Here is a 25,334-nt window from a genome sequence, read left to right on the forward strand (position 1 = left end):
CTGGCATGACCGATACCTCGGACGAACCGGTTCCGGCAGGCGAGCTGGTGCTCAGCCTGCGCGGCGTTTCGAAGAATTTCGGCGCCGTTTCGGCGCTCACCGACATCGATCTCGATGTCCATGCAGGCGAAGTGGTGGCGCTGGTCGGCGACAATGGCGCCGGCAAATCGACCCTGGTCAAGATCCTGGCCGGCGTGCATCAGCCGAGCTCAGGCACGATCAGTTTTCGCGGCAAGCCGGTGACGCTTGCCGATCCGAGTGCCGCGCTGACGCTCGGCATCGCCACCGTGTTCCAGGACCTGGCGCTGTGCGAGAACCTCGACATCGTCGCCAACATCTTCCTTGGCCGCGAACTCAGCCCGCTGCGGCTGGACGAGGTGGCGATGGAAGTGCGCGCCTGGACGCTGCTCAACGAGCTTTCGGCGCGCATCCCGAGTGTCCGCGAAGTGGTCGCTTCACTGTCGGGCGGCCAGCGCCAGACGGTGGCGATCGCGCGCTCGCTGCTGCTCGAACCCAAGCTCATCCTGCTCGACGAGCCGACGGCAGCGCTTGGCGTGGCGCAGACGGCGGAAGTGCTCAATTTGATCGAGCGGGTGCGCGACCGCGGCCTCGGCGTCGTCATCATCAGCCACAACATGGAAGACGTGCGCGCCGTCGCCGACCGCATCGTCGTGCTGCGGCTTGGCCGCAACAACGGCATCTTCTCGCCCGATGCCTCGAACCAGGAACTGGTCAGCGCCATCACCGGCGCCTCGAACAATTCGGTGTCGCGGCGCGCCGAGCGCAGGCAGGCCAGGCAAGACCAGACCCAGGAGCCACGCCCATGAGCCGCGAAGCCGAAGCCGCCCCCGTGCCGCCGCAGCTCGACCGCGCCGATGTGCGCGTCAAGCACGAGGCGGGGATTGGCGGCGCCATCCGCCGGTTCTTCGACCGGGTCCGCTCGGGCGATCTCGGCTCGCTGCCAGTGATTGTCGGGCTGGTCATCATCTGGACGGTGTTCGCCAGCATCAACCCGATCTTCCTGTCGAGCAGCAATCTGGTCAATCTGCTGTTCGATTGCTCCACCGTCGGCGTCATCGCGCTCGGCATCGTCTGCGTTTTGATGGTCGGCGAGATCGACCTGTCGGTCGGTTCGATCAGCGGCTTTGCCTCGGCCATGGTCGGCACGCTGTGGGTCAACCAGGGCTGGCCGGTGGCGCTCGCGATTCTGGCCGCTGTTGCCGTCGGCGGCTTCATCGGCGCCCTCTATGCGCTGCTGTTCAACCGGCTCGGCATGCCGAGCTTCGTCTCGACGCTGGCCGGCTTGCTGGCGGTGCTTGGCCTGCAGCTCTACATCCTCGGCTCGACCGGCTCGATCAACCTGCCCTACGGCTCGAACCTGGTGAATTTCGGCCAGTTGCTGATGATGCCCAAACTCGTCTCGTTCGCTCTGGCGGCCGTGCCGGGCATCGTCATGCTGATCACCGGCCTGCGCACCGTCGCGCGCCGCCGCGCCGCGAACCTGTCGGCGCCGTCGACCGGCGGGCTCGTCACGCGCGCGGTGGTGATTACGGTCATTCTCGAGCTCATCGTCTTCTATCTCAATCAGGCGCGCGGCATTCCGTGGATGTTCGGCCTGTTCGTCGGCCTGGTCATATCGATGCACTACGCGCTGACGCGGACCAAATGGGGCCGCTCTATGTCGGCGGTCGGCGGCAACCGCGAGGCGGCGCGGCGCGCCGGCATCAATGTGCGGCTGATCTATTCCAGCGCCTTCGTGCTGTGCTCGATGCTGGCGGCTTTCGGCGGCGTGCTGTCGGCGGCCCGCCTTGCCTCGGCCAGCCAGCAGGCCGGCACGGGCGACGTCAACCTCAACGCCATCGCGGCGGCCGTCATAGGCGGCACCAGCCTGTTCGGCGGCAGGGGCAGCGCCTATTCGGCACTGCTCGGCATCATCGTCATCCAGTCGATCGCCAGCGGCCTGACGCTGCTCGATCTGTCCTCGTCGCTTCGGTACATGATCACCGGCGCCGTGCTTGCCATCGCGGTCATCGTCGACTCGCTGGCACGCCGCTCGCGTGTCTCGCATGGCCGGGCCTGAACCCATCAACAGGAAGCAAGACATGAGCCAAGAACTGTCCGGAAAAGTTGCCGCCGTCACCGGTGCCGCGTCAGGCATCGGCCTCGAATGCGCCAGGCATATGCTGGCGGCCGGCGCCACCGTGGTGCTGGTCGACCGCGCCGAGGCGACGCTGAACAAACTGTGCACCGAACTCGGCCCCAAAGCGATCCCGCTGGTTATCGACCTGATGCAGCCGGCAAGCGTCGCCACCATGATGCCGCAAATCCTGGAGAAGGCCGGCCAGCTCGACATCTTCCATGCCAATGCCGGCGCCTATGTCGGCGGCGAGGTGGCGAATGGCGATCCCGACGTCTGGGACCGCATGCTCAACCTCAACATCAATGCCTGCTTCCGTTCGATCCAGGCGGTGCTGCCGCACATGATCGAACGCAAGACCGGCGACGTCATCGTCACCAGTTCGATCGCCGGTCTGGTCCCGGTGGTCTGGGAACCGATCTACACGGCCTCCAAGCACGCCGTGCAGGCCTTCGTCCACACGGTGCGCCGGCAGGTCGCCAAGCACGGCCTGCGCGTCGGCGCCGTGGCGCCCGGCCCGGTGGTGACGGCACTGGTCGACGACTGGCCGAAGGCCAAGCTCGAAGAGGAACTCGCCGCCGGCGGCCTGATGCAGCCACGCGAGGTGGCCGAAGCCGTGATGTTCATGCTGACCCGGCCGCGCAATGTGACGATAAGGGATTTGGTGATTTTGCCGCAGAGCAATGATCTCTAAGGGGAGTAGGGCAGTAGGGCAGTAGGGCAGTAGGGCAGTAGGATTGCTCTGCCGTTCAATGCCCGGGCCCGAGCCAAGCCACCATCCCCTATTCCCGTACTGCCTTACTGCCCTACTCCCCTACTGCCCTAAACCGAAGGTTTCCCCCAATGTCCCACTTCCTCGGCATCGACGTCGGCACCGGCAGCGCGCGGGCCGGGGTGTTCGACCACACGGGAACCCTGCTTGCCTCGGCCAAACGGGACATCGAGGTCTGGCGCGAGGCCGGCGACATGGTCGAGCAGTCGAGCAACGACATCTGGCGGGCGGTTTGCGCGGCCACGCGTGAAGCGGTCGCGCAATCGGGCGTGGCGCCCGAGGCGATCGCCGGCATCGGCTTTGACGCCACCTGTTCGCTGGTGGTGCTGGGCGAGGGCGGCGTACCGTTGGCTGTTGGCCCGTCGAGAAATCCCGAACGCAACATCATCGTCTGGATGGATCATCGCGCGGTCGAGCAGACGCGCCGCATCAATCGCAGTGGCAAGGCGGTGCTGAACTACGTCGGCGGCATCATCTCGCCGGAGATGGAAACGCCGAAACTCCTGTGGCTGGCCGAAAACCTGCCCGCCACCTTCAATGCCGCCTGGCAGTTCATGGACCTCGCCGACTTCCTCACCTGGCGGGCGACCGGCAGCCTTGCCCGTTCGGTCTGTACGGTGACCTGCAAATGGACCTATCTGGCGCATGAGAGCCGCTGGGACGAGACGTATTTCCGCAAGATCGGCCTCGGCGCGCTGGCCGACGAGGCATTCGCGCGCATCGGCACCGAGATCGTGCCGGCCGGTGCCGCACTCGGCGGCGGATTGACCGCGCAGGCAGCAGCAGACCTTGGTCTCAACCCCGGCACCGCCGTGGCGGCCGGACTGATCGACGCGCATGCCGGGGGCGTCGGCACGGTCGGCGCGCGCGGCGATTTCGGCAGCGTGCTGTCGCGCATGGCCTATGTTTTCGGCACCTCGGCCTGCACCATGTCGTCGACCGCCGAGCCGGCCTTCGTCGACGGTGTCTGGGGTCCGTATTTCTCGGCCATGGTGCCGGGCCTGTGGCTGAACGAGGGCGGCCAGTCGGCAGCTGGTGCTGCGATTGATCATCTGGTGCGCATGCACCCTGCAGCCGGCGAAGCGACCGCCAAAGCGCAAGCCGAGGGGCTCAGCCTCAGCGCCTGGCTGTCGCTGCAGGCGCAAAGCCGCAATGGAGCCGCGGCCACGCCGGCCCTGGTCGGCGGCATCCATGTCGTGCCGGAGTTCCTCGGCAACCGCGCGCCTTTCGCCGACCCGGACGCGCGCGCGCTGATTGCCGGGCTCGATCTCGACACCAGCCTCGACAGCCTGGTCGGGCTCTATGTCGCCGGGGTCTGCGGGCTGGGCTACGGCGCGCGCCAGATCGTGCGGGCCGAGCATGACAAGGGCATTCCCGTCGACACCATCGTGGTCAGTGGCGGCGCCGGCCAAAGCCCGCTGGTGCGCCAACTGCTGGCGGACACCACAGGCATGGTGGTGGTGGCCTCGACCTCGCCGGAACCGGTGCTGCTCGGCTCGGCGATGCTGGGCGCGGTCGCCGCCGGTGCCTACAAGGATGTGGCGGCGGCGATGGCCGGCATGTCGGAACTCGGCGAGGTCTATCATCCCGACGCTACGCTGGCCGGCTGGCATGCCAAACGCTTCGCGGCGTTCGAATTGCTGCAGCAGGCGGGCAAGGCCATCCGAGGCTGAAGCGAGTGGCTTCTGTCCGGCTTTGTCAGGAGCGTAGCGAACACCGCTTGGCGGTTTAGCCGGAAGCTGGCAGCTTTGTTCTGTCGTGGACCCTCTAGCAGCACGCGACGAGGGCAGGGCGACAGGACCAGGAGGCCCTAATGGTGGACGAAGCTAAACCGCCGCTACCATTCGCATCGGATGAGGTGCCGTGGACGGAATGGTCCGATGTGCCACGCTTCGGCCTGCGCTACCGGCATTTGTCGCTGGCTGCCCTTGGCGAAAAACACCGTGTCGGCGTGGCAATCGAGGAGCTTCCGGCTGGCAAGCAGTCCTCGCCGGCGCATTACCATATTTTCGAGGAAGAGCATGTCTTCATCCTCGAAGGGGCGCTTACCGCGTATGTCGGCGGCGCGGCCTATGCCATGAAGTCCGGCGACTACATCTGCTTTCCCGCCGGTGCCGCGGCGGGGCATTGCCTGATCAATACCAGCGACGCACTGTGCCGCTATGTCATCGTCGGCGAGCGCAACCCGAATGAAGTGGTCGTCTACACCGCCTCCAACAAGGTGCTGGTACGCGCCCTGGGCCGCCGCGCGATCTTCGATCTCGCAGCCATCCGAACTTACTGGGACGGCGAGAACACCGGCCTTGCCGCCGGCGATCCGCTGCCGTCGGATGTGACGGCCGGTGTCACCAAACCCCCGGCCGCGCCGATCCCGCCGATCGCCAGCGATGCTGTCGAATGGAAGGTCGAAGGCGAAGGCCCGCGGTTCGGCGGCCGGTCCAGGCACCTGACTTATGCCGCGCTGGGACGCTCCGACTATCATGTCGGCATGCTGATCGAAGCGCCGGCGCCCGGCATGCGCCTGGCGCCCCGGCATTACCATATGCTCGAAGAAGAGCATGCGCTGATCCTGGAAGGGGAGGTGACGCTGCTGCTTGGCGAGGAGCGCCACGAAATGAAAACCGGCGACTACGTCTGCTTTCCAGCCGGCCTGGCGGTCGGGCATTCCTTCCTCAACAGCGGCACGGGGCCGTGCCGTTACCTGATGATCGGCGAGAAAAATCCCAACGAGGTCTGCGTCTATCCAGATTCCAACAAGATGGCGGTCGACGCCTTGCGCCGGCGCGACGGCATTTTCGACATGGGAGCGGTGAGGCGGTACTGGGACGGCGAAGAGATGGAGTAGCCCCCGGCTTCACAGCTCCTTCTCCGCCAACTCCCTGAATTCGTCGGGAACCGAGCGCGCCGCCTCCAGTGCCACGGTGCCGTAGCCGACCGCCTGTTTGCCGAAGCGCTCGCGGATCTTGTCGATGGCGCGGTCGGCGTCGAAGCGTGCTAGGCCCTTCTTCGTGCCGGGCCGGCGCCTCTCGTCGGCGAGGCCAAGCGGCAGGTGGAGCTGCAACTCGAGGCTTTCCTCGAGATGCGAGACCGAGATCGCCAGCAGCGAGATCGTTTTCTCCTGTGGATTGTCGGCAAGCACGCCGCGCACCAGATCGCCGGCGATCTCGGCCAGCATCGCGGTTGCCGAGATCGGCTGGTCAAGCGTGATCGAGCGGGTGACGGCTCTGAGATCGGCAAAGCGCACGCGTACCGTCACCGTGCGGCCGGGCCTTGCCTTGGCGCGCAGCCGACTGGCGACGCGGTCGGCCAGATGCAGCAGTGTCGGCACGATGACCCGTGCCACAGCCGGCTTCTGGCCAAGCGCCGATTGGGCGCCGGCCGAATGCGCGCGGCGCTTCGTCTCCAGCTTTCGCGGGTCGCGGTTCCAGGACAGGGCGGCGAGCTTTTCGCCGGCGGCGGGACCGAGCAGGCGCGTCAGCGCGCCGCGATGCGTCCTGGCCAGTTGACCGATGGTCTCGACGCCGATCTCGGCCAGCCGCGCCCTGGTCGCCGGGCCGACGCCCCACATCAGTCCGACCGGCAGATCATGCAGGAAGGCGAGTTCCGTGCCGGGTTCGACGACCACCAGCCCGTCGGGTTTGGCGACCTGCGAGGCGATCTTGGCCAGATGCTTGGTGCGCGCCACGCCGATCGAGATCGGCAGGCCGAGTTCGGCCCGCACGCGGCGGCGGATGGTTGTCGCGATCTCCTGCGGCGAGCCGAACAGATGCGTGCAGCCGGCGACGTCGGCAAACGCCTCGTCGATGGAAATGCGCTCGACTACAGGCGTAAAATCGTCGAGCACCTTGATCGCCGCATCGCCCAGCCGCTGGTAATGGCTGAAATTGCCGCCGACGAAGATCAAATGCGGGCAGAGTTCGCGCGCCCTGCGCCCCGGCATGCCGCCACGCACGCCGAAGGCGCGCGCCTCATAGGAAGCGGCGAGCACGACGCCGCCGCCCACCGCGATCGGCTTGCCGCGCAGCGACGGATCGAGCAACTGCTCGACAGAGGCGTAGAAAGCGTCGAGATCGGCATGCAGGATGGTGGCTGTCGTTTCCATCGACCGCACATCCGCAGTTGCTGATAGAATAGAACAAATAAAGAACAAAGATGGATGGTTGTCAAGCGAAGAGCGATTGGGTGCGGCAACAGCCATGCCGGTTCGGCTTGAACGCAACCGCCTAGACACTATGCTCCGTTCGCAGCGCCGCTTTCATCTTTTCCAGCGCTGCTTCGCCGCCTGCCGCCAACTGGTCGGTAATCCTGGCCAATCTCTCGTCGGCCTTGCGGTGCCTGCTGCCCCAGGCGCCGAGCGTCGCCAGCACCGGCAATAGGTCGATGCCTGCTTCGGTCAGCCGGTAGACCGTTCTCAAGCCATGCGTCGGGTCGTCGCTTCTGGTGAGGATGCCTTCGTCCTGAAGCGTTTGCAGTCGCTCGGCCAGCGTGCGCGAGGAGATGCCTTCGTCGGATTGCAGGAATTCGCGAAAGTGCTTTTTCCCGGCGAAGACCATGTCGCGGATGATGAGCAGCGTCCAGCGGTCGCCGATGAGTTCGAGCGACAGGTTGATCGGGCAGTCGGATTTTTCGCGCGTCGCCATCTATGGTTCCATTTCTAAATCACTTTACTATTGACATCGTTTTGGCCTTGCGTCAACAGTTCCAAATGTAAACTGTTTTGCGATAGCCGTGAGGAGAATGACGGTGAAAAAGCTGGTCCTGCAGATGCAGATGTCGGTCGACGGCTTTGTCGGCGCCACCGAGGACCATTCCTGGCAGCTCTGGGAGTGGGGTGACGAGAGCGCTTGGGACGATGAGCTGAAGCAGGACTTCAACGCTGTCTTCACAGGCGTCGATACCATCCTGCTCAGCCGCAAGATGGCGCAGGAGGGCTATCTCACCCATTGGGGCAATGCCGCCAAGAAGTTTCCGCACGATCCGTTCTACGCCTTTGCGCAACGCATCGTCGACGCCCGCAAGGTGGTGCTCAGTGATAAGCTCAAGCAATCGGCCGGGGAGCCGGCCTGGGAGCGCACGAGCGTGGCCAGCGGCGACCTGCCGCGCGAAGTCAATGCGCTGAAAGCGGGCGAGGGCGGCGACATGGCCGTGTTCGGCGGCGCCGGTTTCGCGTCGGCGCTGATTGCGGCCGGGCTGGTCGACGAGTTTCAGCTTTTCATCAACCCGGCGGTGCTGGGTGCGGGCCGCCGGATTTTTGATCAGGGCGGTTTTAGAAACCTGCGGCTGCTCGGCTCGAAGACCTATGACTGTGGCATGGTGGTCAGTCGCTATGCACCGGCGGGGTGAGGGGGACCTCCATCTTCTCCCTGCTCACTTCGCATCGTGAAAAATAATCCCGACCGTGTGGCGCATGCCTGAGCGCAGCCGGCTGACGCCATGATGCAGGTTGACGCGGTAATTGCCTTTGGTGCCCTGCACCGGCCGGTTGTGGACGGCAAAGACAACGGCGTCGCCCTGGCGCAGCGGCACCACCTCGACCCGGCTCTGCATGCGCGGCCGCTGCTCGGTCAGCGCGAACTCACCGCCGGTGAAATCCTGGCCCGGCTCGGAGAGCAGGATCGCCACCTGCAGCGGAAAGGCGAGGTCGCCATAGAGATCCTGGTGCAGGCAGTTGAAGTCGCCAGGCACATATTGCAGCAGCAGCGGCGTCGGCCGCGTCTGGCCGGCGGCATGACACTGATCGAGAAACGCGGCATGCGTCGCGGGATAACGCATGGCCTGCCCCATCCGCTCGTTCCACCGATTGGCGACCTCGGCCAGCCTGGGATAGAGCGCGCTGCGCAGGCCGCCCAGAAGGTCGGGCAAGGGATAGCGGAAATAGCGGTACTCGCCCTTGCCGAAGCCGTGCCTGGCCATATGGATGTGGCTGCGGAAATGCTCTTCTTTGGGATAGAGGCCGGCGATCTCCCGGCATTCTTCGGGCGAGAGCAGCTTTTCAATCACCGCGCAGCCGAAGCCGTCGAGTTCGGCTGCAAGGGCGGGCCAGTCGTAACCGGCGACACGCGTCCGAGCAGCTTCAACCGCCGATGCGGCAACCCTGGCATGGGCATTCATATCGTAGCCTCCTTATCGATCAGAGCGCGCTTGCGCTCGACGCCCCAGCGGTAGCCCGACAGCGTGCCGTCGGCGCGGACAACACGGTGGCAGGGAATGCCCAGCGCAATCGCGTTGGCCGCACAGGCCGTCGCCACGGCACGGGCGCCGTCCGGCTGGCCGAGGCGCTGGGCCAGCGCGGCGTAGGTGATGGTGGCGCCGCACGGGATGCCTCGGAGCGTCTCCCACACGCGCTGCTGGAATGGCGTGCCGCGGCGCAGGTCGAGCGGCAGGTCGAGGCCGACGCCAGGCATTTCGATGAAGCGCGCGATTGCCGCGAGATCGTCGCGCAAGGTGGCCCCGTCTTCGACCAGTAGCTTGCCCGGGAAGCGATGGCCAAGATCCCGCTCCAGCGCGTCGGCGTCCGAGCCGATCAGGATGGCGCAGACGCCGATAGCGCTGCGCGCCGCCAGGATTTTACCGATCGGGGATTCGCCGATGGCGTAGGTTATGATATCGAGGGCGGCGAGCTTGGTGGCTGTCGCCGGAATATTGGTTTGTACGAGGTTCATTGCCTTCACTCCTTTGTCTGTGCCTGAACCCTAGCCACGTGCTGATTGGCGCTCACTCCGATGCTTGCTTTCAAATTCGAATCTCCAAGGCAGGTGCTCTACGGCGCCGTAGAGCGCTGATTTGGATCATTGGCACTTCGCCTGAGGACGTCATGCGACACGGGTGACGGAAATTTCGCCCAGCACGAACACTTCGCCTGATGACAGGCGCAACTCAACCTCGCCGGTTGCGGTGCGGCTCCATTCGGCTTTGCCATCATCGACCATCTGGCCGATGGCGGTCATCACCCATGATTTCGCGTCAGGGGCGCGGCGGCTGCCGGCAGCTTGGGTCTGGATGTTCGCATCGGTGGTGGGAGACCTTGCCATCGCGCGCATTGCCGGTCCTCGTCAGGCCCGCACCGACCGGTTGGCATTGTCGGACGCTGCCTCGCGGTCGAGCAGCGCGCGCTTGCGCTCCGCGCCCCAGGCGTAGCCGGAAAGTGCGCCGTCCTTGCGGATGACGCGGTGGCAGGGAATGGCGACGGCAAGATTGTTGGCGGCGCAGGCGGCGGCGATGGCGCGGGTCGCCTTAGGTGCGCCTATGCGATGCGCGATCTCGGCATAGGAAACCGTTTGGCCGGCGGGGATGGCGCGCAAGGCCTGCCAGACGCGCTGCTGGAACGCCGTGCCGCGGACGTCGAGCGGCAGGTCGAGGCCGAGCGCCGGAGCCTCGACGAAACCGACGACGCGGGCGACCAGCGCCTCGTAGTCGCGGTCGCCACCGATCAGCCGTGCCCTGGGGAAACGGTCCTGCAGGTCGCGCACCAGCGCGTCGGGATCGTCGCCGAGCAGGATCGAGGCGACGCCCTTTTGGCTGGACGCGACCAGGATGGTGCCGAGCGAGGTCTCGCCAACGGCGAAGCGGATCTCTTCGTCGGCGCCACCGGCGCGATAGCGCGTCGGCGTCATGCCGAGCATGCCAGTGGATTTCTCGTAAAAACGTCCGCTTGAGTTGAAACCGGCATCGTAAATCGCCGTCGTCACGCTGGTGCCGTCTTCCAGGCCCTGGCGGACCCTGGCGGCGCGGTGCGCGGCGGCATAGTCCTTCGGCGTCAATCCGGTGACCGCCTTGAAGATGCGGTGGAAATAACCGGCGCTGCGGCCGGCGGCATCAGCCAATTCAGCGAGCGAGGGTTCTTCCTCGCTCTGCTCGATCCTGCGGCAGGCAGCGGCGACCATCGCCGCGTTGCCGGCCTCGAGCGACGGGCCATGTGGATCGCAGCGCCGGCACGGGCGAAAACCGGTCGCCCTGGCCTGGTCCAGCGTGTCGTGCAACTGCACATTTTTCGGATTGGCGCGCCGAGACGGACAGGAAGGCCGGCAATAGACGCCCGTCGTCGCCACCGAATACCAGAATGCGCCGTCGGCGGATTTGTCGCGCGCGACGATGCGCGCCCAGCGCGGATCGTCGGTGATTTGCAGCGGCGCGGACTTCAGATTCTTGGCCAGGGTGATGAACATGACCGCATTGAAGCCACCACAAGCCGGCCCCGCCACCCGTTTCCTGACAAGTGCCTGGAGAACCTCACTTGCCTTTCCCAATTTGGGAAAAACCTCTTGTTCCCAATTTGGGAATTTGCTATATCAGGTCATGCAGATAATTGCCAAGAAGGCGCTGAAGGATTTTTGGGCAAAACACAATCAGGCCGAAGCTCCTTTGACGGCTTGGTATGTGGCTGTCGGGAATGCTGATTGGAAGACCCCGGCTGACGTCAAGGATGCGTTTGGAGCGACAGTTGATTTCGTCGGTGACAATCGCATCATTTTCGACATTAGCGGCAACAAGTATCGTTTGATTGTCCACGTCGCCTACAAGTTTCACCGCGTTCTGATCAAATTCGTCGGCACGCACAAAGAGTATGACAAGATTGATCCGGAGAAGGTGTGATGGAAAACATTCGACCCATTAAGACCGAAGCCGATTACGATTGGGCGATCGCCGAAATCACTAAATATTTCGAAAATGAGCCGGAGGTCGGCTCTCTCGATGGTGACCGGTTCGACGTTCTCGCAACCCTGATCGAGGCTTATGAGGATAAGCACTACCTGATTGAAGCACCGGATCCCGTTGAAGCCATTCATTCGCACATGGAACTGTTCAACCTGTCGCGGAAGGCGCTGGCCGAGGTGATCGGATCATCACCCCGGGCGACCGAGGTGTTGAACAAAAAGCGCGCACTCACCCTGGATATGGTCTTCAAACTGAACAAGGAATGGAAAATTCCCGCCGAAGTCCTCGTGCAACCCTATCACCTTGCAAATGACAGGGGCCGCAGGCGCGCCTAACATGCACCGATTCTCCTAAGCCGCGCGTTTGGGCTCCACCGCGAACGGGCTGAGGCCGAGCCAGGTCTGCATCTTCCTGCCGATGGCCTGGTCGCCGGTCAGGGCAACCCTGGCGCCGGCCTTCTCGACGGTCAGCACTCCCATCCAGATCGCCGTCATCGTGTGCAGGTCGGTCGAGACGTAGAGATCGACATCGAAGCCCGGATCGTACCAGCACAGATCGACCTCACCGTGCTTCTCGACGATCAGCCACCACGACCGTTTGGACGCCGGGAGATCCTGATACAGGAATTGTATCACCGTGCGCCCTTCAGGCAGCGGCGAGGGGTTTAGATTGCGCCGCATGTCCCACATCAGCAACGACGGATCGAGGTTCTTCAGCGACAGCCGGGACTCGACCCATTTCTGCCCCCAGAAGCCCATCGCCTCGACGACAGGACGCAAATCCCGGCCGGCTTCCGTCAGCCGATATTCGAAGATGCCTTTTTCGCCCGGCACTTCCTTGCGCTCGAGGATCCCGGCGATCTCAAGTTCCTTCAGCCGTTGCGACAGAAGGGTCGGCGACATTTTGGGGACGCCGCGGCGAAGATCGTTGAAGCGGGTCGAGCCGGCCACCAGTTCACGCATCAGCACCATGGTCCAGCGGGTGCACAGCACCTCAGCGGCCATCGATAGCGGGCAGAATTGTTTGTATCCGTGCTGGCTCATGATTGGTGCCTCTCCCTCAAACCTGACCGAATATTAGGCCTTCATGAATGAAGCGGCCAGTACGGAAACTGTACTGCCCCGGTACAGATCGCGGACTGGTTGGCGAGGGTCCTGCCATGCGAGCCTTTTGGCCGGTTGCACGGGATACGCCTGTGCACCGCAACCAGGAGACCACCATGACCGCCTACGTTATCGCAGACATCAAGATAAACGACCCGCAGTGGGTGCCGGCTTACGCCGCCTCGGTGCACGATCTCGTCCACAAGCATGGCGGCAGATATCTGTCGCGCAGCGGCAATGTGAAAACGCTTGAAGGCAAGCCGCTCGATACCACGCTGATCGCGCTGATGGCGTTCCCGTCGGAAGCGGCGGCGCGCGCGTTCACCACCGATCCTGCCTACGCGCCCTTCGTCTCGGCCCGTCAGGACGGCAGCGACAGCCGTTTCCAGATGATCGACAACACCGATCTGGCCGGAACGATCCCGTATCTGCCGAAGGGATGATCCTTTTCGGTAGCCGTTACATCAATTTCGGGATCTCCAAGCAACAACAGCCACAGCGCTTGCCTGCCGGGCCTCCGTATTTTCGGCGGCCGGCCAGCTGTGCTTTTTCAAGAAGAATGGAATGAAGATGATATCAAACTTTCGCAGCGGACTTCTTATGGCGGGGACCATGCTGGCAATCTGCACCACCCTCGCGCAGGCGCATCAGGAGCCGGCTGAAGCTGCCTCCGGCCCCAACCCGCTGGCCGACAAGGTGCGGGCTGTCAACAGCCGGTTTGTCGACGTCAAGGCAGCGGTATCAGAGGGCTATGCGCCTATTCCTTGTGCCAGCGGCATCACCGGCGGCGCCATGGGCATCCACTATGTCAACGGCCAGTATCTGAAGGACGACAAGATCGACATCGCCCGTCCCGAAGCTGTGATGTACGAGCCGATGGCCGATGGCACGCTGAAGCTGGTGGCGGTCGAGTACATCACTTCGAAAGGACCGGCATCGGTGGACGGCCAGCTGTTCAACTTCAACAGCGCCCCCAACCGCTATGGCCTGGGTGAATTCTACGAGCTGCATGTCTGGGCCTGGAAAGGGAACCCGACAGGCACGTTCGCCGACATGAATCCGAAAGTGTCATGCGAGCACGCAATGGCGCCGAGCCAATAAGCAATGAGGCCAGGCGGCATTGACGCCGCCTGGCCCGAACGATCGCTTTGCCTGATCGCCTCAGGCGGTCTTGATCAGACCGAGCTGGGTGAGGGCGGCGACGCCGTCATCGAGGCCGATTTCCTCGACGATCCTGCCGTCAACCACCTTCAGCACCGTGGTGCCGGTGAAGCGCATGGTGCGGCCGGTGGCGGCCGGCAGCGAACCGACGAGGAAGTCGCCGAAGGCTGGGCCGGTATGCGTGCCGCCGCCCTCCCACTGGCCGACGACATAGTCGCCCTCGGCAATCAGGTCGGCGGTGGCCCAGAAGTTGAGGTCCGGGAAGGCGGCGCGGAAGTCGGCCATGAAGGCCTTGATGTCGTCGCGGCCGCGGCGCGGCTCGTGCAGCGAATATTTCAGCAGCATGTCGGGTGCCGCGATCTCGTCGACGACCGACAGATCGCAACGTTCACCCCAGAAGTGGGTGAACCATCTGACGACGACGGCCTTGTTGTCTTCTTGCTTGGTCATTGGAAGGTCCTTGTTGTTGTCGTGCATGGGATCATCGGCGCCGCCGATGATCCAGGGGTCACCGGCTTGCGCCGCTGACCTGGGCAGCAGTAGGACGATCCGCCAGACACAAAACTCCGGTTCCTGCCGGCCAATCGAAAAGGCGGGTCCGGCGCCGGGCAGGGCCGCCTGGGCCGGAACCCGTTCCGCTGAGCCCAAGCATGGCTGCCCCGCCTCAGCTAGACCCTGGAAATCGGATGGCCACGGGAGAAGGCGATGGCAATGAAGAAGACCTATGAAAAGCCGAGGCTCGAGAAGCGCGAAAGACTGTCCGGCGTGACGGCGGGCAATGTCGTGTCGTCGACCTGGGGAAATTGACGGCTGCCTGGAGTAGTTCGGTACGGCCTTGATGAACAGGGGCTCCCAATCAGACGTCGAAACTCCGCCCGCGCGGTAACTGTTTCTTCTCTGGTTTTGCCGCAGATTGCGCCGCGGTGGAGCAGGCGAAGCAGACGATGGCGCGTCAGGATAAGAAAAGTCGCAATGGAACGTTCTGGGCAAAAGCCCTGGAGCGCGCGCATCTTGGCGTCTGGGACTGGGATCTTGTGACCGGCGACTGCTTTTATTCCGCGACCTGGGCGCGGATGCTAGGCTACGATGAGAGCGAACTGGCCAACACCAGCGACCTTTGGCTGCAACTGACCCATCCCGACGACCGCGAGCGGGCGCTGGCCAGCGGCGACCGCCACATTGCCGGCCTGACCGACGCCATCGAGACCGAATTGCGGCTGAAGCACAAGCAGGGACATTGGGTGTGGGTGCTCGATCGCGGCGGCGTCGTCGAGCGCGACGCGATGGGAAAGCCGCTCAGGCTGATGGGTGTGCAGACCGACATCTCCAAGCAGAAGGCCGCCGAGGCCGAACTCGAGCAGGTCAATGTGCGCTTCCGCCTGGCGCTCGCCGCCAGCGGCACCGGCATCTGGCACCACGACCTCGCGGGCGGCAAAAGTTATTGGGACGAACGCACCAGGGAGATTTTCGGGCTCGTCTCCGACACCGCCGAAGTCGAGCGCGACCACTGGTTCGGCTATCTGCATCCGGACGACAAGGACGCCGCGTCGCGCGCGCATCTGGTGCCGCTCGAAACGGACAAGGTCACCGCCGTGCAATACCGCATCGTGCGGCGCGACGGAGAGGTCCGGCACATAGAATCCCTGCTGCGTTTCATCGCCGACCCGCAAATCCGGGACCGCCGGCTGGCGGGGCAGATCCTGGGCACGGTGCGCGATATCACCGAAGACAAGCAGCGCGAGCAGGAGCTTGCCTATGCGGCCCGCCATGACGCGCTCACCGGTCTCTTGAACCGCGCCGCGTTCGACCGGCTGCTGGCCGATCATATCGCGGCCGCGCAGTTGCTGCCGCTTTCCGTGTTCTATGTCGATCTCGACTACTTCAAGGCGCTCAACGATTTTGCCGGCCACGCGGCCGGCGACCTGGCACTGAAAAGCGTTGCGCAAGGCATTCTGGGCTGCCTTCCCGCGACGGCGCATGCCGCGCGCCTGGGCGGTGACGAGTTCGCGCTGCTGATGCCCAATTGCGATGCGGCGCAGGCCGGGCGGCTGGCCGACGCGGTACTTGCCGCGGTTCGCGATGCCGAACTTGGATCGACGGCCACGTCGCGCAAGCTGGCGGCCTCGATCGGTATCGCTTTCGTCGATGACGCCGACACGACGGTGGCCGACGCGCTGGCCTGTGCCGACGACGCCTGCTACGCGGCCAAGGCCGCCGGGCGAAACCGATTTGCCGTCTTCTCCACCGATACGGCATCGGGTTCGGGTGGCCTCAACGCGGCGCGCATCGTCGCCGATACGGTCGATGCCATGGAAGACGGCAGGCTGAAGCTGTTTGGCCAGGAAATCCATCTTCTGGGCCGCCCCTGGCAGGAAAGCCGCCATGTCGAAGTCTTGGCCAGGCTCGCCGCACGCAACGGCCGGCTGGTGCCACCCGGGGAGTTCATTCCGGTGGCCGAGCGGTTCGGCATCGCGTCGCGGCTCGATCGCTGGATCATCCGCACCGCGCTGTCGCGGCATGGTGCCGCCTTGCGTTCGGGGGCGCTGACGCTTGGCTTCAATCTGTCGGCGCAGACGCTGAGCGATCCGCAGCTTTGGGACTTCGTCGACAGCGTCATAGAAGAAACCGGGGCGCCGCATTCGGGCATCGGCTTCGAGATCACCGAAACCGCCGCCGTCACCAATTTCGATGCCGCCGAACAGTTCGTGCGCAAGGCGCGCGAGCGGCGCTGCCGGGTCGGCCTCGACGATTTCGGAGCCGGCATGAGCTCGTTCGAATATCTCCGGCGGTTCCCCGTCGACACGATCAAGATCGACGGTTCCTTCATCGAGCACATCACGCAAAGCCGCTTCGACCGCGAGATCGTGCTGGCCATCACCAGCATTGCCCGTAGCCTCGGTTGCGACGTGGTCGGTGAGAAGATCGAACGGCAGGACACGCTGGCCATGTTGAGCGACATGGGGGTCGCCTTCGGCCAGGGATTTTTGCTGCACCGGCCGGAGCCGCTCGAGCGAATTGTCGCGCGCGCAACCAAGGGAGCGACGGCCCGCAAGGCATCGTGATCCGGGTGCGGCGAGCTTCAGGCCAGGCCGGACTGGCCTGAAACTCGACACTTTCTATCCGGTTCGCCGCGCCGTCGATTGCGGGAACTCCAGCACTCCAGCCTCGGGTCGCCTGTGCTGCGCCTCCGTCACCGCTTCGATCAACAGATCGAGCGCGTCACAGGCGGCACGGCTCGTCTCGTCATTGCCTTGCAGATAATGATAGGCGCGTTCGAGGTGGATGCGGGCGGCTGAAAAATCGCTGGTCAATGGTCCCTCCATGATCCCGCCCTAAAAAGAGCTTGCCGGAGACGAGGGAACGCCGGGTAAATATCCACAAGCGGCTTTTATTCAAATGCCGCCGAATGTTGTGAGCAGACGCGCGGCGTTGAAGCTGCCGATCTCCCCTACGAGGGGGAGATTGGCAGTTTCAACGCCGCACAGCTACACTGCGGCCCCTTGCGCAAGGTGACATCGATGATCGTCCAGGCCTGCATCAACGGCGCGCGTCCGCGCGATTTCCACCCGAAGCTGCCGTTGACTGCCGAGGCAATGGCCAGCGATGCGGCAGCCTGCGTCGCCGCTGGAGTGGCCGAACTGCATATCCATCCGCGCGGCACCGACGGACGCGAAAGCCTGGCAGCCGTCGACGCCACGGTGCTGGCGGTGCGCCGGACCTGCCCGGGAACACTGGTTGGCGTGTCGACCGGCGCCTGGATCGAGAACGACGTCGAGCGGACCCGCGCGGCGATCGCCGGCTGGCGAGACCTGCCTGACTATGCTTCGGTCAACCTGTCCGAACCGGATGCGCCCGCCGTGATGGAGTTGCTGCGCCAGCGTGGTGTAGGCATCGAGGCGGGGCTAGCCGTCGTCGCCGATGCCGAGCGCTTCGTAGCGCTTCCTGGCCACAACCAGGTGCTGCGCATTCTGATCGAGATCGATATCCCCGACCTGTCCGCTGCACTCGATGAAGCGCATGGCATCGCCGCCGTACTCGAGCGCGCCGGGGTAGGGCGGCCGATCCTGCTGCATGGCGTCGACACGACTGTCTGGCCCCTCGTCGAGCTTGCGCATCGCCAGCGCTGGTCGACACGGGTCGGTCTGGAAGACGGCAAGACGCTCGCCGATGGCAGGACGGCCAAGGACAATGCGGAAATCGTCGCTGCCGCCGTGGCGATCTTTCGCGGTGCGCCCGTCGTTGCCTCATAGGCAAGCGGCTTGACGTTTCCGTGCGTGCGAAGGTCTCACGACAAAGGTCGTCGCTCTCCAGCATCCAGCAACCATTGCCGCACGGCTTGCGTCGGCTCGGGATGGCGCTGTTTTCTCGGCATCACGACATAAAAATCCTGCGTGCCGCGCATTTCGCCGCTGACGGGCTGAACCAGACGGCCGGTGGCGAGTTCGGCGGCGACGAGAAAGCGGCTGGCCAGCGCGATGCCCTGGCCGGCGACGGCCGCGTCGATGGCGAGGCCGGTTTGGTTGAAGCGCATGCGTTTGAGTTCGGTCGTCATCTTCAGGCCGATCGCCTTTTCCATGAATTCCGGCCACAGATTGTGGGCATCGTGCAGCAGCACGTGGTGCTGGATTTCGGAGGCCGCGATCTCGATCGCGCCGGCCGGCAGCAGGGCCGGGCTGCACACGGCGACGATCTGCTGGGGAAACAACAGGTCGACGACCAGCCCGGCGCCGAAGGGTGGGCGGCCCTGCCTGACCGCGATGTCTACGCCGTCGGCCTGGAAGCTCGACAGGCTTTCGCTGGCCAGCACGCGCAGGTCGACCAGCGGGTTGTGCGCGACGAAGTCGTGCAGCCTCGGGATAAGCCATTTGGTGGCGAAGCTCGGCGTCACGCTGATCGTCAGCCGCGCCGGCTCGGGACGAAGCAGCAGCGTCGCCTCCGAGATCAGGTCGAAGGCGCGGCGGATGTTGGGGACATAGGCGCGGCCCTCATCGGTCAGCGCCAGGCCGCGCGGCAGCCGCTCGAACAGCTTCGTGCCGAGATCGGCCTCCAGCCCGCGAATGTGCTGGGCGACCGCCCCTTGCGTGACGTTGAGCTCTTCGGCCGCGATGCGGAAGTTGAGATGACGCGCCGAGGCTTCGAAGGCGCGCAGCGCATTCAACGGCGGCAAGCTGAGGAAGGTTTCGGGCATGCAGTAGTTTTTCTACAGGTTGATTTCAGGCATTCTGGTTCGAACCGACGGGGAAAACCAGCTATATCGACGCTCAACTCCCGAAAACACCGCTTGCGGTGCCCGCAAACCCTGAGAGGAAAATCCGATGAGTGTAGAAAAAGTAGCTGTGGTGGTGGCCGGCGGCAGCGGCATGGGGGCGGCGGCGGCCAAGCGGCTGGCGGCGGACGGCTTCAAGATTGCCATTCTTTCCTCTTCGGGCAAGGGCGAGGCGCTGGCCAAGGAGCTTGGCGGGCTCGGCGTCACCGGCTCCAACCAGTCGAACGACGATCTGCACCGCCTCGTCGACCTGACGCTGGAGCGCTATGGCCGCATCGACGTGCTGGTCAACAGCGGCGGCCACGGGCCGCGCGCGCCGATCCTCGAGATCACCGACGAGCAATGGCACACCGGCATGGACGTCTACCTCCTCAACGTCATCCGGCCGGTGCGCATCGTGGCACCCCAGATGGTCAAGCAGAAGGGTGGGGCCATCATCAACATCTCGACGGCCTGGGTGGTCGAGCCGAGCCCGATGTTCCCGACGTCCGCCGTGTTCCGAGCCGGCGTTGCCGCTTACACCAAGATCTTCGCCAACACCTATGCCGCCGACAATGTGCGCATGAACAATGTGCTGCCCGGCTGGATCGACAGCCTGCCGGCCACCGAAGAACGCCGCGACAGCGTGCCGATGCAGCGCTACGGGACTTCGGAAGAGGTCGCCGCGACCATCGCCTTCCTGGCGTCGGAGGGCGCCGGCTACATCACCGGCCAGAACATCCGGGTCGACGGCGGCATTATACGCGCTATTTGAGGGCGTCGGCCGGGAGGGGATTCCGGCATCTCACCCCAAGGAGCAAATAATGCGGCTTTTGATACTCGGCACCGGCTGGATGGCGCAGGAACATGCCCGGCGCTTCAGCACCATCGAGGGCGTCGACATTGTCGGCGCGGTCGATGTCGATCCGGCGCGGGTCGGCGAGTTCGCCGACAGCTTTGACATTCCCAACCGCTTTACCGCACTGGAGGAGGCGCTGAACTGGGGTGAGTTCGACGCTGTGGCCAATGTCACGCCCGACCGCATCCACCACCCGACCACCATGGCGCTGATCGCCGCCGGCAAGCCGGTGCTGTGCGAAAAGCCGCTGGCCGAAAACTTCGGCAAGGCGACCGAGATGGCCGATGCCGCCGAGGCTGCCGGCATCGTCAACATGGTGAACCTCACCTATCGCAATGTGGCCGCGCTGCAGAAAGCGCGCCAGATGGTGCAAGCGGGCGAGATCGGCACCGTCAGGCATGTCGAGGCGTCCTATCTGCAGAGCTGGCTGGTGTCGAAATTCTGGGGCGACTGGCGCACCGATCCGAAATGGCTGTGGCGGCTGTCGCGCGGCCACGGTTCCAATGGCGTGCTCGGCGATGTCGGCATCCACATCCTCGATTTCGCCAGCTATGGCGCAGCCGTCGACATCGACCATGTATTCTGCCGGCTGCGCGCCTTCGACAAGGCGCCCGGCAACCGCATCGGCGACTACGGACTCGACGCCAATGACAGCTTCGCCATGACGCTGGATTTTTCCAACGGCGCCTTCGGCGTGGTGCATGCCAGCCGCTGGGCAACAGGCCATCTCAACGAACTGCGTCTGCGCATCTATGGCGAGAAGGGCGGCATCGAAGTGGTGCACAATCTCGACGGTTCGACGCTCAAGGCATGCGTGGGGGAGAATGTCGAGAACGCCATATGGGAAGAGCTCGACCCCGGCACGGTGGAGACCAACTACCAGCGTTTCACTGACGCGGTGCGCACGGGCGTGCAGGCCGAACCGTCCTTCCGCCATGCAGCCGAATTGCAGAAGGTGCTGGATCTGGCCGTGGTGTCGGACGAGAAGCGGGCCGAGCTGCGGGCGAACGCGGAAACGCGGTGAGGGCTTGTACCTTGCGCCCATACCGCAGTAGCTGGAAGGGGCCGAGTTCTGTCAGCCCCCCTCTGGCCTGCCGGCCATCTCCCCCGCAAGGGGGGAGATCGGCAGCTTCAATTGCTGCGCCTGTCTTGCAACGCTGGAAATTTGCCGAAAGCAGATGAGAGCACAATCTCCTCCCTTGCGGGGGAGATGTCCGGCAGGACAGAGGGGGGCGCTGTCCCTCCGGCATTTCGTGGTAAGTCATCAGTGCCCGCCTCCTGATCCGTGTCAGGTGGCTTCAGGGGCCGGTCACGAGCGAAAAAACCAGTTTCTGCAAATTCCCGCCATTGCCGAATTCGCTACGGTCGAAGTCGCGGCTTGCCTGCACCCGCGCCTTCGAGATCGCGTCGAGCCGCTTGACCACCTCGGCCCTGGTCTTGCTGCATTTGGGATCGTCGGCGACGGTCAGGCCGTCCGTCGCGGCTTGGATGTCGTGGACCATCTGGACCATGCTGGCGCCATGCACCTTCTCATGGGCGGCGACGCCGGCGATGAAGGTGTCCCAGTTCTTCTGGACGGCCGGCGGCAGGGAGCGGGAGGGTTTCGGCAAAGTGTAGGTGACGATCAGCTTCGGCCGCCCGGCCGTCAGCACGCAGTCCTTGCCGCTGGGCTTGTAATCCCTTAGCCCCCAGGTCAGCTTGAAATTGGTGTAGGCGATGGCGCGGGCAATGCCGAGCTTTGGCCCTTTCTCGCCGATCGAGCGGTAGAGTTCGGCGCCGGACTGGCCCGAGATCGCGTAGGGCTCGATCTTCTCGACCGGCTTCCACTCGGCATGAGCGGTGAGCGGCAAGGCCAGCAGGGCGGCAAAGGACAGACACAGGCGAATGCAGGCTCTCAATCCAACTCTCCGCGAAACAGGACTGGCTGCCGCAAGGGGCAATGCCATCGGATCGCTTTTCCTATATGCTGGCGACGGGCGCTGCAAATGCCCTGAAGGCAGTCAATTGGGGGGAGCCATGAGAGTTGCACATCTCGTCGTCGCCGGTGCGGTAGCGGTCCTGCAGGCCGCGCAACCGGCGTTTGCCGCGTCGTGCGGCGGCTGGAGCGCCAGGATGGAGGAAGACGAGGGCGGCAGCGTGCTGACGGCCTCGGTCTGCGGCGGGCCGAAAGGCGATGCGTATCTGATGCTGACCTGTTTCGACACGCCGGTGCTGAGCTACGATCTCGGCGCCGACGGCCAGCAATTGGAGCCTGGCATCAGCGGTTCGTTCGCGTTCAAGGCCGATGGCAAGACGGTAACTAAGGCGCTGCAGCTGGAGGCCATGTACAACTACTTCGTGGTCAACCTGGCGAAAGCCGATCCGCTGCTCGACCTGTTGCGCGGCAAGGGCGATGTGTCGGTCGGTTCAGCCAAATATGGCGAGATCAGCTTTCCGCTGAAGGGTTCAAGCGCGGCCATCGGCAAGGTGCTGGCGCAGTGCGGCAAGGCCCAGCCCGCCGATGGGGACTGAGGACTTCGTCATCCGAGGGCCTCCGAGACGGAGCTGCGCTCCTGCTTCGCCCTAGGATTGTTTGAGCAGGATCAGGTAGTTTGGCGGCCGGGACTGCGGCCCATCACCCCACCCAGTCGTACCGTCGCGGCCATCAGTTCCTCGTCCGAAAACCCGGAAAAACCCAGCACCAGGCCTTGCCGGGACGCCCCGCCGATGAACATCGAGGACAAGGCCCTGGCGCCGACACCTGCCGCCTTCGCCGCCTCGACGATCGCTGTGTCCGGCCCGGCGTGCGTTAGCGTCGCCATCAAGTGCAGCCCCTGTTCGGGCACGGTTACCTCGAGGGCATCGCCGCAATGCGTCTCGAGGCCGGCGACCAGCACGTCGCGCGCGGCTTGCACCCGGCGGCGCACGCGCCTGAGATGCGCGGCGAAATGGCCCTCGTTCAACAGGTCGGTCAGCGCGCCTTCGGCCAGCGTCGAGGGGAAGCGGTCGGAGCGCGCCCTGACCGCCATCACGGCATCGAGCAGCGCTTCGGGCACCACGATGTAGCCGATGCGCAGGCCGGGGAAGAGGATTTTCGAGAAGGTGCCGAGATAGGCGACACGGCCCGAGCCGTCCATGCCCTGCAGCGAGGTCAGCGGCGGGCCGGCATAGCGGAACTCGCTGTCGTAGTCGTCCTCGATGATCCAGGCATCGTTGCGCCGCGCCCAGTCGAGCAAAGCGAGACGGCGGCGCATCGTCATCGTCACGCCGAGCGGATATTGATGCGAGGGCGTGACATAGGCCGCGCGCGCCTTGGAGCACAGGCTTTCGCCGATCTCGGGATCGAGCCCTTCGGCGTCGACTGGTACGCCAAAAACCCTGGCGCCGCTGCCGGCCAGCACGGCGTGCGCCATGGGATAGCAGGGGTTTTCGATCCAGACGGCATCGCCGGGACGAAGTGCTGCACGCACCAGGAGATCCAGCCCCTGCTGCGTGCCCGACGTCAGCACGATCTGGCCGGCGTCGCAGCGCACGCCGCGTGCGGTCCTGAGATAGGTGGCAATTGCCGTGCGCAGCGGCAGGCCGCCGCGCGGATCGCCATAGCGGAAATGCTCCGGTCCGGGGCGGGTGAGGTGGCGCGACAGAAGGATGCGAAACATATCAAGCGTGCGCGGATCGGAGACCGCAACGCCAAGGCCGCAAGGTAGCGGCGCCGCGACCTCGATCTCCGCTGGACGCGGCTTGATCAGCGTCAGCGGCAGATGCGGCACATCAGGCGCGACGAAGGTGCCGGCGCCGACCTTGGCGACCGCAAATCCCTCCGAGATCAGCATTTCGAAACAGGCAACCGCCGCCGAACGCGACAGGCCGAAGCGCTGTGCGAGATCCCGGGTGGTCGGGAGTTTCGCCCCGGTGGCCAGCGCGCCGGTCTCGATCAGCCGCCTGAGCGCCGCATAGAGCTCGCGGCTGCGCGGGCCGTCGCCCGGCAGGACCGGGATCAGCGCCGACCAATCCGGAAAATTGGTCCGGTTTTTCTTCATAGGATTGGTTCTTTTATCGACCAATGTCATGGCGCATGGTTGGCAGACGACAACCAAGGATGCAAGCCGTGAACGACACGCCAGCCAGTTTTCCGACCACCAGCCGCAACCGCGTCAAGCGCCTGCACGAGCGCGGCAGCTATGACCATGCGGCAGTCTTCGCGGTGCTGGATGCCGGGCTGCTGTGCCATGTCGCCTATACGTTCGACGGCCAGCCCTATTGCACGCCGACCATCCACTGGCGCGAGGACGACATGCTGTACTGGCACGGCTCGTCGGCCAGCCGCATGCTGCGCAATCTGCGCGGCGGCACGCCGGCCTGTCTCACGGTGTCGCATCTCGACGGGCTGGTGCTGGCGCGCTCGGGCTTCAACCATTCGGCCAACTATCGCTCGGCGATGTGTTTCGGCACGGCGCGAATCGTCGACGAGCCGCAGGAGAAACTGAAGGCGCTGGCCGGCGTCGTCGACCGTTTCTATCCCGGCCGGAGCGAGACCCTGCGGCCGATCTCGGCGCAGGAGGCCAAGGCGACGACGGTGATCGGCATGCGTATTGAAGAGGCATCGGCGAAGGTGCGCGCCAAGGGCGTCGGCGACGACGAGGAGGATTACGGGCATCCGGTTTGGGCCGGCGTCATCCCGGTGCGGATGGTGGTCGGCGCCGCCGAGCCGTGTCCGAGGCTGATGCCTGACATGGAGCGGCCGCGGAACCTGGCTGGATATGCCGAGGGCGCGCGGCTCGATGAGGCGCTGACGCAGGCGCAGCGGGTTTATGAGGGCGAAGTTTAGCCCGCGCCTAGTGGGAACGTATTCAAATCTTGCCGCTGCCGCCGCCTCGCGATATCTCGACACCATGATCACCTTCCGCCGTGCGCAAGCCTCCAACCTGCCTGATATCGTGGCCATGCTGGCCGACGACCCGCTTGGCGCCGGCCGCGAGGACGCTTCCTTGCCGCTGGCGCAAGGTTATGTCGACGCTTTCAACGCCATCGACGCCGATCCCAATCAGCTGCTGGCGGTGGCCGTGGATGGCGGCGAGGTGGTCGGCACCTTGCAGATATCTTTCCTTGCCGGGCTCTCGCGCAAGGGCGCGTGGCGCGGCCAGATCGAGGCGGTTCGGGTTGCCGGCCGCCGGCGCTCGGACGGCATCGGCAGGCAGATGATCGAATGGGCGATCGACGCGTGCCGGGCGCGCGGCTGCAGCCTCGTCCAACTGACCACCGACAAGGGGCGGGCGGACGCGCATCGTTTTTACGAAAGCCTCGGCTTCACCGGCAGCCATCTCGGCTACAAGAAGAGCCTTTAGGCGGTCGGAAAACGCTGCAACACTTTTGTGGAACTGCTCGCGGCGTTCGAGCAGTGCGCCAGCGCTGGCGCATTCGGG

At 64.8% G+C, this 25,334-nt stretch carries 30 protein-coding genes; 18 read left to right on the top strand and 12 right to left on the bottom strand.

Going from position 1 to position 25,334, the window contains the following annotated elements:
* Positions 1-5: 5 nt before the first annotated feature.
* The 5 genes from MESCI_RS14645 to MESCI_RS14665 all read left to right on the top strand — a co-directional run bounded on the left by MESCI_RS14645 (position 6) and on the right by MESCI_RS14665 (position 5,754).
* The gene (locus MESCI_RS14645; RefSeq protein ID WP_013530724.1) at positions 6-827 is read left to right on the top strand and encodes an ATP-binding cassette domain-containing protein; all 822 of its coding nucleotides are present in this window, start codon (positions 6-8) and stop codon (positions 825-827) included.
* Positions 824-2,080 carry a sugar ABC transporter permease gene (locus MESCI_RS14650; RefSeq protein ID WP_013530725.1) on the top strand — a complete coding sequence of 419 codons (1,257 nt, stop codon included), beginning with the start codon at positions 824-826 and terminating at the stop codon, positions 2,078-2,080. The genes MESCI_RS14645 and MESCI_RS14650 overlap by 4 nt, the downstream gene beginning before the upstream one ends.
* 22 nt (positions 2,081-2,102) lie before the next feature.
* Positions 2,103-2,831 (top strand): SDR family oxidoreductase, encoded by a 729-nt coding sequence (locus MESCI_RS14655; protein WP_013530726.1) that lies wholly within the window; start codon positions 2,103-2,105, stop codon positions 2,829-2,831.
* A gap of 149 nt (positions 2,832-2,980) precedes the next feature.
* On the top strand, positions 2,981-4,582 hold the full coding sequence (locus MESCI_RS14660; RefSeq protein WP_013530727.1) for an FGGY-family carbohydrate kinase: 1,602 nt from the start codon (positions 2,981-2,983) through the stop codon (positions 4,580-4,582).
* Between the two features lie 140 nt (positions 4,583-4,722).
* Positions 4,723-5,754, top strand: coding sequence for a cupin domain-containing protein (locus MESCI_RS14665; protein ID WP_013530728.1), 1,032 nt, complete (start codon positions 4,723-4,725; stop codon positions 5,752-5,754).
* Between the two features lie 9 nt (positions 5,755-5,763).
* Here MESCI_RS14665 and dinB read toward each other — a convergent pair whose 3' ends face one another.
* On the bottom strand, positions 5,764-7,011 hold the full coding sequence (dinB, locus tag MESCI_RS14670) for a DNA polymerase IV (protein WP_013530729.1): 1,248 nt from the start codon (positions 7,009-7,011) through the stop codon (positions 5,764-5,766).
* A 121-nt stretch (positions 7,012-7,132) separates the two neighbouring features.
* Positions 7,133-7,549, bottom strand: a complete 417-nt coding sequence (locus MESCI_RS14675) for a winged helix-turn-helix transcriptional regulator (RefSeq protein WP_013530730.1) — start codon at positions 7,547-7,549, stop codon at positions 7,133-7,135.
* A 103-nt stretch (positions 7,550-7,652) separates the two neighbouring features.
* Here MESCI_RS14675 and MESCI_RS14680 point away from each other — a divergent pair, with 103 nt between their 5' ends.
* Positions 7,653-8,252, top strand: coding sequence for a dihydrofolate reductase family protein (locus MESCI_RS14680; RefSeq protein WP_013530731.1), 600 nt, complete (start codon positions 7,653-7,655; stop codon positions 8,250-8,252).
* A 24-nt stretch (positions 8,253-8,276) separates the two neighbouring features.
* Here the strand turns inward: MESCI_RS14680 and MESCI_RS14685 are convergent, their stop codons facing one another.
* From MESCI_RS14685 to ada, 4 genes are all read right to left on the bottom strand, one after another.
* On the bottom strand, positions 8,277-9,020 hold the full coding sequence (locus MESCI_RS14685; protein WP_013530732.1) for a 2OG-Fe(II) oxygenase: 744 nt from the start codon (positions 9,018-9,020) through the stop codon (positions 8,277-8,279).
* Complete coding sequence (locus MESCI_RS14690) at positions 9,017-9,571, bottom strand: methylated-DNA--[protein]-cysteine S-methyltransferase (protein WP_013530733.1); 555 nt, start codon at positions 9,569-9,571, stop codon at positions 9,017-9,019. Before MESCI_RS14690 ends, MESCI_RS14685 begins: the two co-directional genes overlap by 4 nt.
* Positions 9,572-9,721: 150 nt before the next feature.
* Entirely contained in the window at positions 9,722-9,949 is a 228-nt protein-coding gene (locus tag MESCI_RS14695) for a hypothetical protein (RefSeq protein WP_013530734.1), read from the bottom strand.
* A gap of 12 nt (positions 9,950-9,961) precedes the next feature.
* Positions 9,962-11,074 carry a bifunctional DNA-binding transcriptional regulator/O6-methylguanine-DNA methyltransferase Ada gene (ada, locus tag MESCI_RS14700; RefSeq protein ID WP_164919908.1) on the bottom strand — a complete coding sequence of 371 codons (1,113 nt, stop codon included), beginning with the start codon at positions 11,072-11,074 and terminating at the stop codon, positions 9,962-9,964.
* Positions 11,075-11,204: 130 nt separating this feature from the next.
* On the opposite strand from ada, the gene MESCI_RS14705 reads away from it, so the two are divergent.
* A complete protein-coding gene (locus MESCI_RS14705) occupies positions 11,205-11,501 on the top strand; it encodes a type II toxin-antitoxin system HigB family toxin (RefSeq protein ID WP_013530736.1) in 297 nt (98 codons plus the stop codon).
* Positions 11,501-11,899, top strand: coding sequence for a helix-turn-helix domain-containing protein (locus MESCI_RS14710; protein ID WP_013530737.1), 399 nt, complete (start codon positions 11,501-11,503; stop codon positions 11,897-11,899). Before MESCI_RS14705 ends, MESCI_RS14710 begins: the two co-directional genes overlap by 1 nt.
* 15 nt (positions 11,900-11,914) lie before the next feature.
* On the opposite strand, the gene MESCI_RS14715 is transcribed toward MESCI_RS14710, so the two are convergent.
* Positions 11,915-12,607, bottom strand: coding sequence for a winged helix-turn-helix transcriptional regulator (locus MESCI_RS14715; protein ID WP_013530738.1), 693 nt, complete (start codon positions 12,605-12,607; stop codon positions 11,915-11,917).
* Between the two features lie 176 nt (positions 12,608-12,783).
* On the opposite strand from MESCI_RS14715, the gene MESCI_RS14720 reads away from it, so the two are divergent.
* Positions 12,784-13,110: a DUF1330 domain-containing protein gene (locus tag MESCI_RS14720; protein ID WP_013530739.1), complete on the top strand. Its 327-nt coding sequence runs from the start codon at positions 12,784-12,786 to the stop codon at positions 13,108-13,110.
* Between the two features lie 121 nt (positions 13,111-13,231).
* Positions 13,232-13,768, top strand: a complete 537-nt coding sequence (locus MESCI_RS14725; RefSeq protein ID WP_174299061.1) for a hypothetical protein — start codon at positions 13,232-13,234, stop codon at positions 13,766-13,768.
* 60 nt (positions 13,769-13,828) lie between these two features.
* Here MESCI_RS14725 and MESCI_RS14730 read toward each other — a convergent pair whose 3' ends face one another.
* On the bottom strand, positions 13,829-14,278 hold the full coding sequence (locus MESCI_RS14730; RefSeq protein ID WP_013530741.1) for an ester cyclase: 450 nt from the start codon (positions 14,276-14,278) through the stop codon (positions 13,829-13,831).
* Positions 14,279-14,533: 255 nt separating this feature from the next.
* Between MESCI_RS14730 and MESCI_RS14735 the strand changes: the two genes are divergently transcribed.
* The gene (locus MESCI_RS14735) at positions 14,534-14,635 is read left to right on the top strand and encodes a hypothetical protein (protein WP_013530742.1); all 102 of its coding nucleotides are present in this window, start codon (positions 14,534-14,536) and stop codon (positions 14,633-14,635) included.
* Between the two features lie 137 nt (positions 14,636-14,772).
* Positions 14,773-16,890 carry an EAL domain-containing protein gene (locus MESCI_RS14740; RefSeq protein WP_013530743.1) on the top strand — a complete coding sequence of 706 codons (2,118 nt, stop codon included), beginning with the start codon at positions 14,773-14,775 and terminating at the stop codon, positions 16,888-16,890.
* Positions 16,891-16,944: 54 nt separating this feature from the next.
* Here MESCI_RS14740 and MESCI_RS14745 read toward each other — a convergent pair whose 3' ends face one another.
* Positions 16,945-17,139, bottom strand: coding sequence for a hypothetical protein (locus MESCI_RS14745; protein WP_024501638.1), 195 nt, complete (start codon positions 17,137-17,139; stop codon positions 16,945-16,947).
* A 207-nt stretch (positions 17,140-17,346) separates the two neighbouring features.
* Between MESCI_RS14745 and MESCI_RS14750 the strand changes: the two genes are divergently transcribed.
* Positions 17,347-18,078: a 3-keto-5-aminohexanoate cleavage protein gene (locus MESCI_RS14750; protein WP_013530745.1), complete on the top strand. Its 732-nt coding sequence runs from the start codon at positions 17,347-17,349 to the stop codon at positions 18,076-18,078.
* Between the two features lie 35 nt (positions 18,079-18,113).
* On the opposite strand, the gene gcvA is transcribed toward MESCI_RS14750, so the two are convergent.
* Positions 18,114-19,016: a transcriptional regulator GcvA gene (gcvA, locus tag MESCI_RS14755; RefSeq protein WP_013530746.1), complete on the bottom strand. Its 903-nt coding sequence runs from the start codon at positions 19,014-19,016 to the stop codon at positions 18,114-18,116.
* 127 nt (positions 19,017-19,143) lie between these two features.
* Here gcvA and MESCI_RS14760 point away from each other — a divergent pair, with 127 nt between their 5' ends.
* The gene (locus MESCI_RS14760; protein ID WP_013530747.1) at positions 19,144-19,848 is read left to right on the top strand and encodes an SDR family oxidoreductase; all 705 of its coding nucleotides are present in this window, start codon (positions 19,144-19,146) and stop codon (positions 19,846-19,848) included.
* A gap of 49 nt (positions 19,849-19,897) precedes the next feature.
* Entirely contained in the window at positions 19,898-20,956 is a 1,059-nt protein-coding gene (locus tag MESCI_RS14765; protein ID WP_013530748.1) for a Gfo/Idh/MocA family protein, read from the top strand.
* 274 nt (positions 20,957-21,230) lie between these two features.
* On the opposite strand, the gene MESCI_RS14770 is transcribed toward MESCI_RS14765, so the two are convergent.
* Positions 21,231-21,830, bottom strand: coding sequence for a DUF922 domain-containing Zn-dependent protease (locus tag MESCI_RS14770; protein WP_013530749.1), 600 nt, complete (start codon positions 21,828-21,830; stop codon positions 21,231-21,233).
* A 118-nt stretch (positions 21,831-21,948) separates the two neighbouring features.
* On the opposite strand from MESCI_RS14770, the gene MESCI_RS14775 reads away from it, so the two are divergent.
* Positions 21,949-22,443 carry a hypothetical protein gene (locus MESCI_RS14775; RefSeq protein ID WP_245268622.1) on the top strand — a complete coding sequence of 165 codons (495 nt, stop codon included), beginning with the start codon at positions 21,949-21,951 and terminating at the stop codon, positions 22,441-22,443.
* A 71-nt stretch (positions 22,444-22,514) separates the two neighbouring features.
* Here MESCI_RS14775 and pdxR read toward each other — a convergent pair whose 3' ends face one another.
* A complete protein-coding gene (gene pdxR / locus MESCI_RS14780) occupies positions 22,515-23,951 on the bottom strand; it encodes a MocR-like pyridoxine biosynthesis transcription factor PdxR (RefSeq protein WP_013530751.1) in 1,437 nt (478 codons plus the stop codon).
* A gap of 35 nt (positions 23,952-23,986) precedes the next feature.
* On the opposite strand from pdxR, the gene MESCI_RS14785 reads away from it, so the two are divergent.
* Together MESCI_RS14785 and MESCI_RS14790 are read left to right on the top strand one after the other, a co-directional pair.
* Positions 23,987-24,739, top strand: coding sequence for a pyridoxamine 5'-phosphate oxidase family protein (locus MESCI_RS14785; protein ID WP_063168570.1), 753 nt, complete (start codon positions 23,987-23,989; stop codon positions 24,737-24,739).
* 64 nt (positions 24,740-24,803) lie between these two features.
* Entirely contained in the window at positions 24,804-25,256 is a 453-nt protein-coding gene (locus tag MESCI_RS14790) for a GNAT family N-acetyltransferase (RefSeq protein WP_013530753.1), read from the top strand.
* Positions 25,257-25,334 lie beyond the last annotated feature (78 nt).

The organism is Mesorhizobium ciceri biovar biserrulae WSM1271 (assembly GCF_000185905.1).
Taxonomy (GTDB): domain Bacteria; phylum Pseudomonadota; class Alphaproteobacteria; order Rhizobiales; family Rhizobiaceae; genus Mesorhizobium; species Mesorhizobium ciceri.

What these genes read in the sequence shown, in the direction of transcription:
- MESCI_RS14645 (WP_013530724.1), top strand. Translation starts at nt 6, where the DNA reads ATGACCGATACCTCGGACGAACCGGTTCCGGCAGGCGAGCTGGTGCTC.
- MESCI_RS14650 (WP_013530725.1), top strand. Translation starts at nt 824, where the DNA reads ATGAGCCGCGAAGCCGAAGCCGCCCCCGTGCCGCCGCAGCTCGACCGC.
- MESCI_RS14655 (WP_013530726.1), top strand. Translation starts at nt 2,103, where the DNA reads ATGAGCCAAGAACTGTCCGGAAAAGTTGCCGCCGTCACCGGTGCCGCG.
- MESCI_RS14660 (WP_013530727.1), top strand. Translation starts at nt 2,981, where the DNA reads ATGTCCCACTTCCTCGGCATCGACGTCGGCACCGGCAGCGCGCGGGCC.
- MESCI_RS14665 (WP_013530728.1), top strand. Translation starts at nt 4,723, where the DNA reads ATGGTGGACGAAGCTAAACCGCCGCTACCATTCGCATCGGATGAGGTG.
- dinB (WP_013530729.1), bottom strand. Translation starts at nt 7,011, where the DNA reads ATGGAAACGACAGCCACCATCCTGCATGCCGATCTCGACGCTTTCTAC.
- MESCI_RS14675 (WP_013530730.1), bottom strand. Translation starts at nt 7,549, where the DNA reads ATGGCGACGCGCGAAAAATCCGACTGCCCGATCAACCTGTCGCTCGAA.
- MESCI_RS14685 (WP_013530732.1), bottom strand. Translation starts at nt 9,020, where the DNA reads ATGAATGCCCATGCCAGGGTTGCCGCATCGGCGGTTGAAGCTGCTCGG.
- MESCI_RS14690 (WP_013530733.1), bottom strand. Translation starts at nt 9,571, where the DNA reads ATGAACCTCGTACAAACCAATATTCCGGCGACAGCCACCAAGCTCGCC.
- MESCI_RS14695 (WP_013530734.1), bottom strand. Translation starts at nt 9,949, where the DNA reads ATGCGCGCGATGGCAAGGTCTCCCACCACCGATGCGAACATCCAGACC.
- ada (WP_164919908.1), bottom strand. Translation starts at nt 11,074, where the DNA reads ATGTTCATCACCCTGGCCAAGAATCTGAAGTCCGCGCCGCTGCAAATC.
- MESCI_RS14705 (WP_013530736.1), top strand. Translation starts at nt 11,205, where the DNA reads ATGCAGATAATTGCCAAGAAGGCGCTGAAGGATTTTTGGGCAAAACAC.
- MESCI_RS14710 (WP_013530737.1), top strand. Translation starts at nt 11,501, where the DNA reads ATGGAAAACATTCGACCCATTAAGACCGAAGCCGATTACGATTGGGCG.
- MESCI_RS14715 (WP_013530738.1), bottom strand. Translation starts at nt 12,607, where the DNA reads ATGAGCCAGCACGGATACAAACAATTCTGCCCGCTATCGATGGCCGCT.
- MESCI_RS14720 (WP_013530739.1), top strand. Translation starts at nt 12,784, where the DNA reads ATGACCGCCTACGTTATCGCAGACATCAAGATAAACGACCCGCAGTGG.
- MESCI_RS14725 (WP_174299061.1), top strand. Translation starts at nt 13,232, where the DNA reads ATGAAGATGATATCAAACTTTCGCAGCGGACTTCTTATGGCGGGGACC.
- MESCI_RS14730 (WP_013530741.1), bottom strand. Translation starts at nt 14,278, where the DNA reads ATGACCAAGCAAGAAGACAACAAGGCCGTCGTCGTCAGATGGTTCACC.
- MESCI_RS14735 (WP_013530742.1), top strand. Translation starts at nt 14,534, where the DNA reads ATGGCAATGAAGAAGACCTATGAAAAGCCGAGGCTCGAGAAGCGCGAA.
- MESCI_RS14740 (WP_013530743.1), top strand. Translation starts at nt 14,773, where the DNA reads ATGGCGCGTCAGGATAAGAAAAGTCGCAATGGAACGTTCTGGGCAAAA.
- MESCI_RS14750 (WP_013530745.1), top strand. Translation starts at nt 17,347, where the DNA reads ATGATCGTCCAGGCCTGCATCAACGGCGCGCGTCCGCGCGATTTCCAC.
- gcvA (WP_013530746.1), bottom strand. Translation starts at nt 19,016, where the DNA reads ATGCCCGAAACCTTCCTCAGCTTGCCGCCGTTGAATGCGCTGCGCGCC.
- MESCI_RS14760 (WP_013530747.1), top strand. Translation starts at nt 19,144, where the DNA reads ATGAGTGTAGAAAAAGTAGCTGTGGTGGTGGCCGGCGGCAGCGGCATG.
- MESCI_RS14765 (WP_013530748.1), top strand. Translation starts at nt 19,898, where the DNA reads ATGCGGCTTTTGATACTCGGCACCGGCTGGATGGCGCAGGAACATGCC.
- MESCI_RS14775 (WP_245268622.1), top strand. Translation starts at nt 21,949, where the DNA reads ATGAGAGTTGCACATCTCGTCGTCGCCGGTGCGGTAGCGGTCCTGCAG.
- pdxR (WP_013530751.1), bottom strand. Translation starts at nt 23,951, where the DNA reads ATGAAGAAAAACCGGACCAATTTTCCGGATTGGTCGGCGCTGATCCCG.
- MESCI_RS14785 (WP_063168570.1), top strand. Translation starts at nt 23,987, where the DNA reads ATGGTTGGCAGACGACAACCAAGGATGCAAGCCGTGAACGACACGCCA.
- MESCI_RS14790 (WP_013530753.1), top strand. Translation starts at nt 24,804, where the DNA reads ATGATCACCTTCCGCCGTGCGCAAGCCTCCAACCTGCCTGATATCGTG.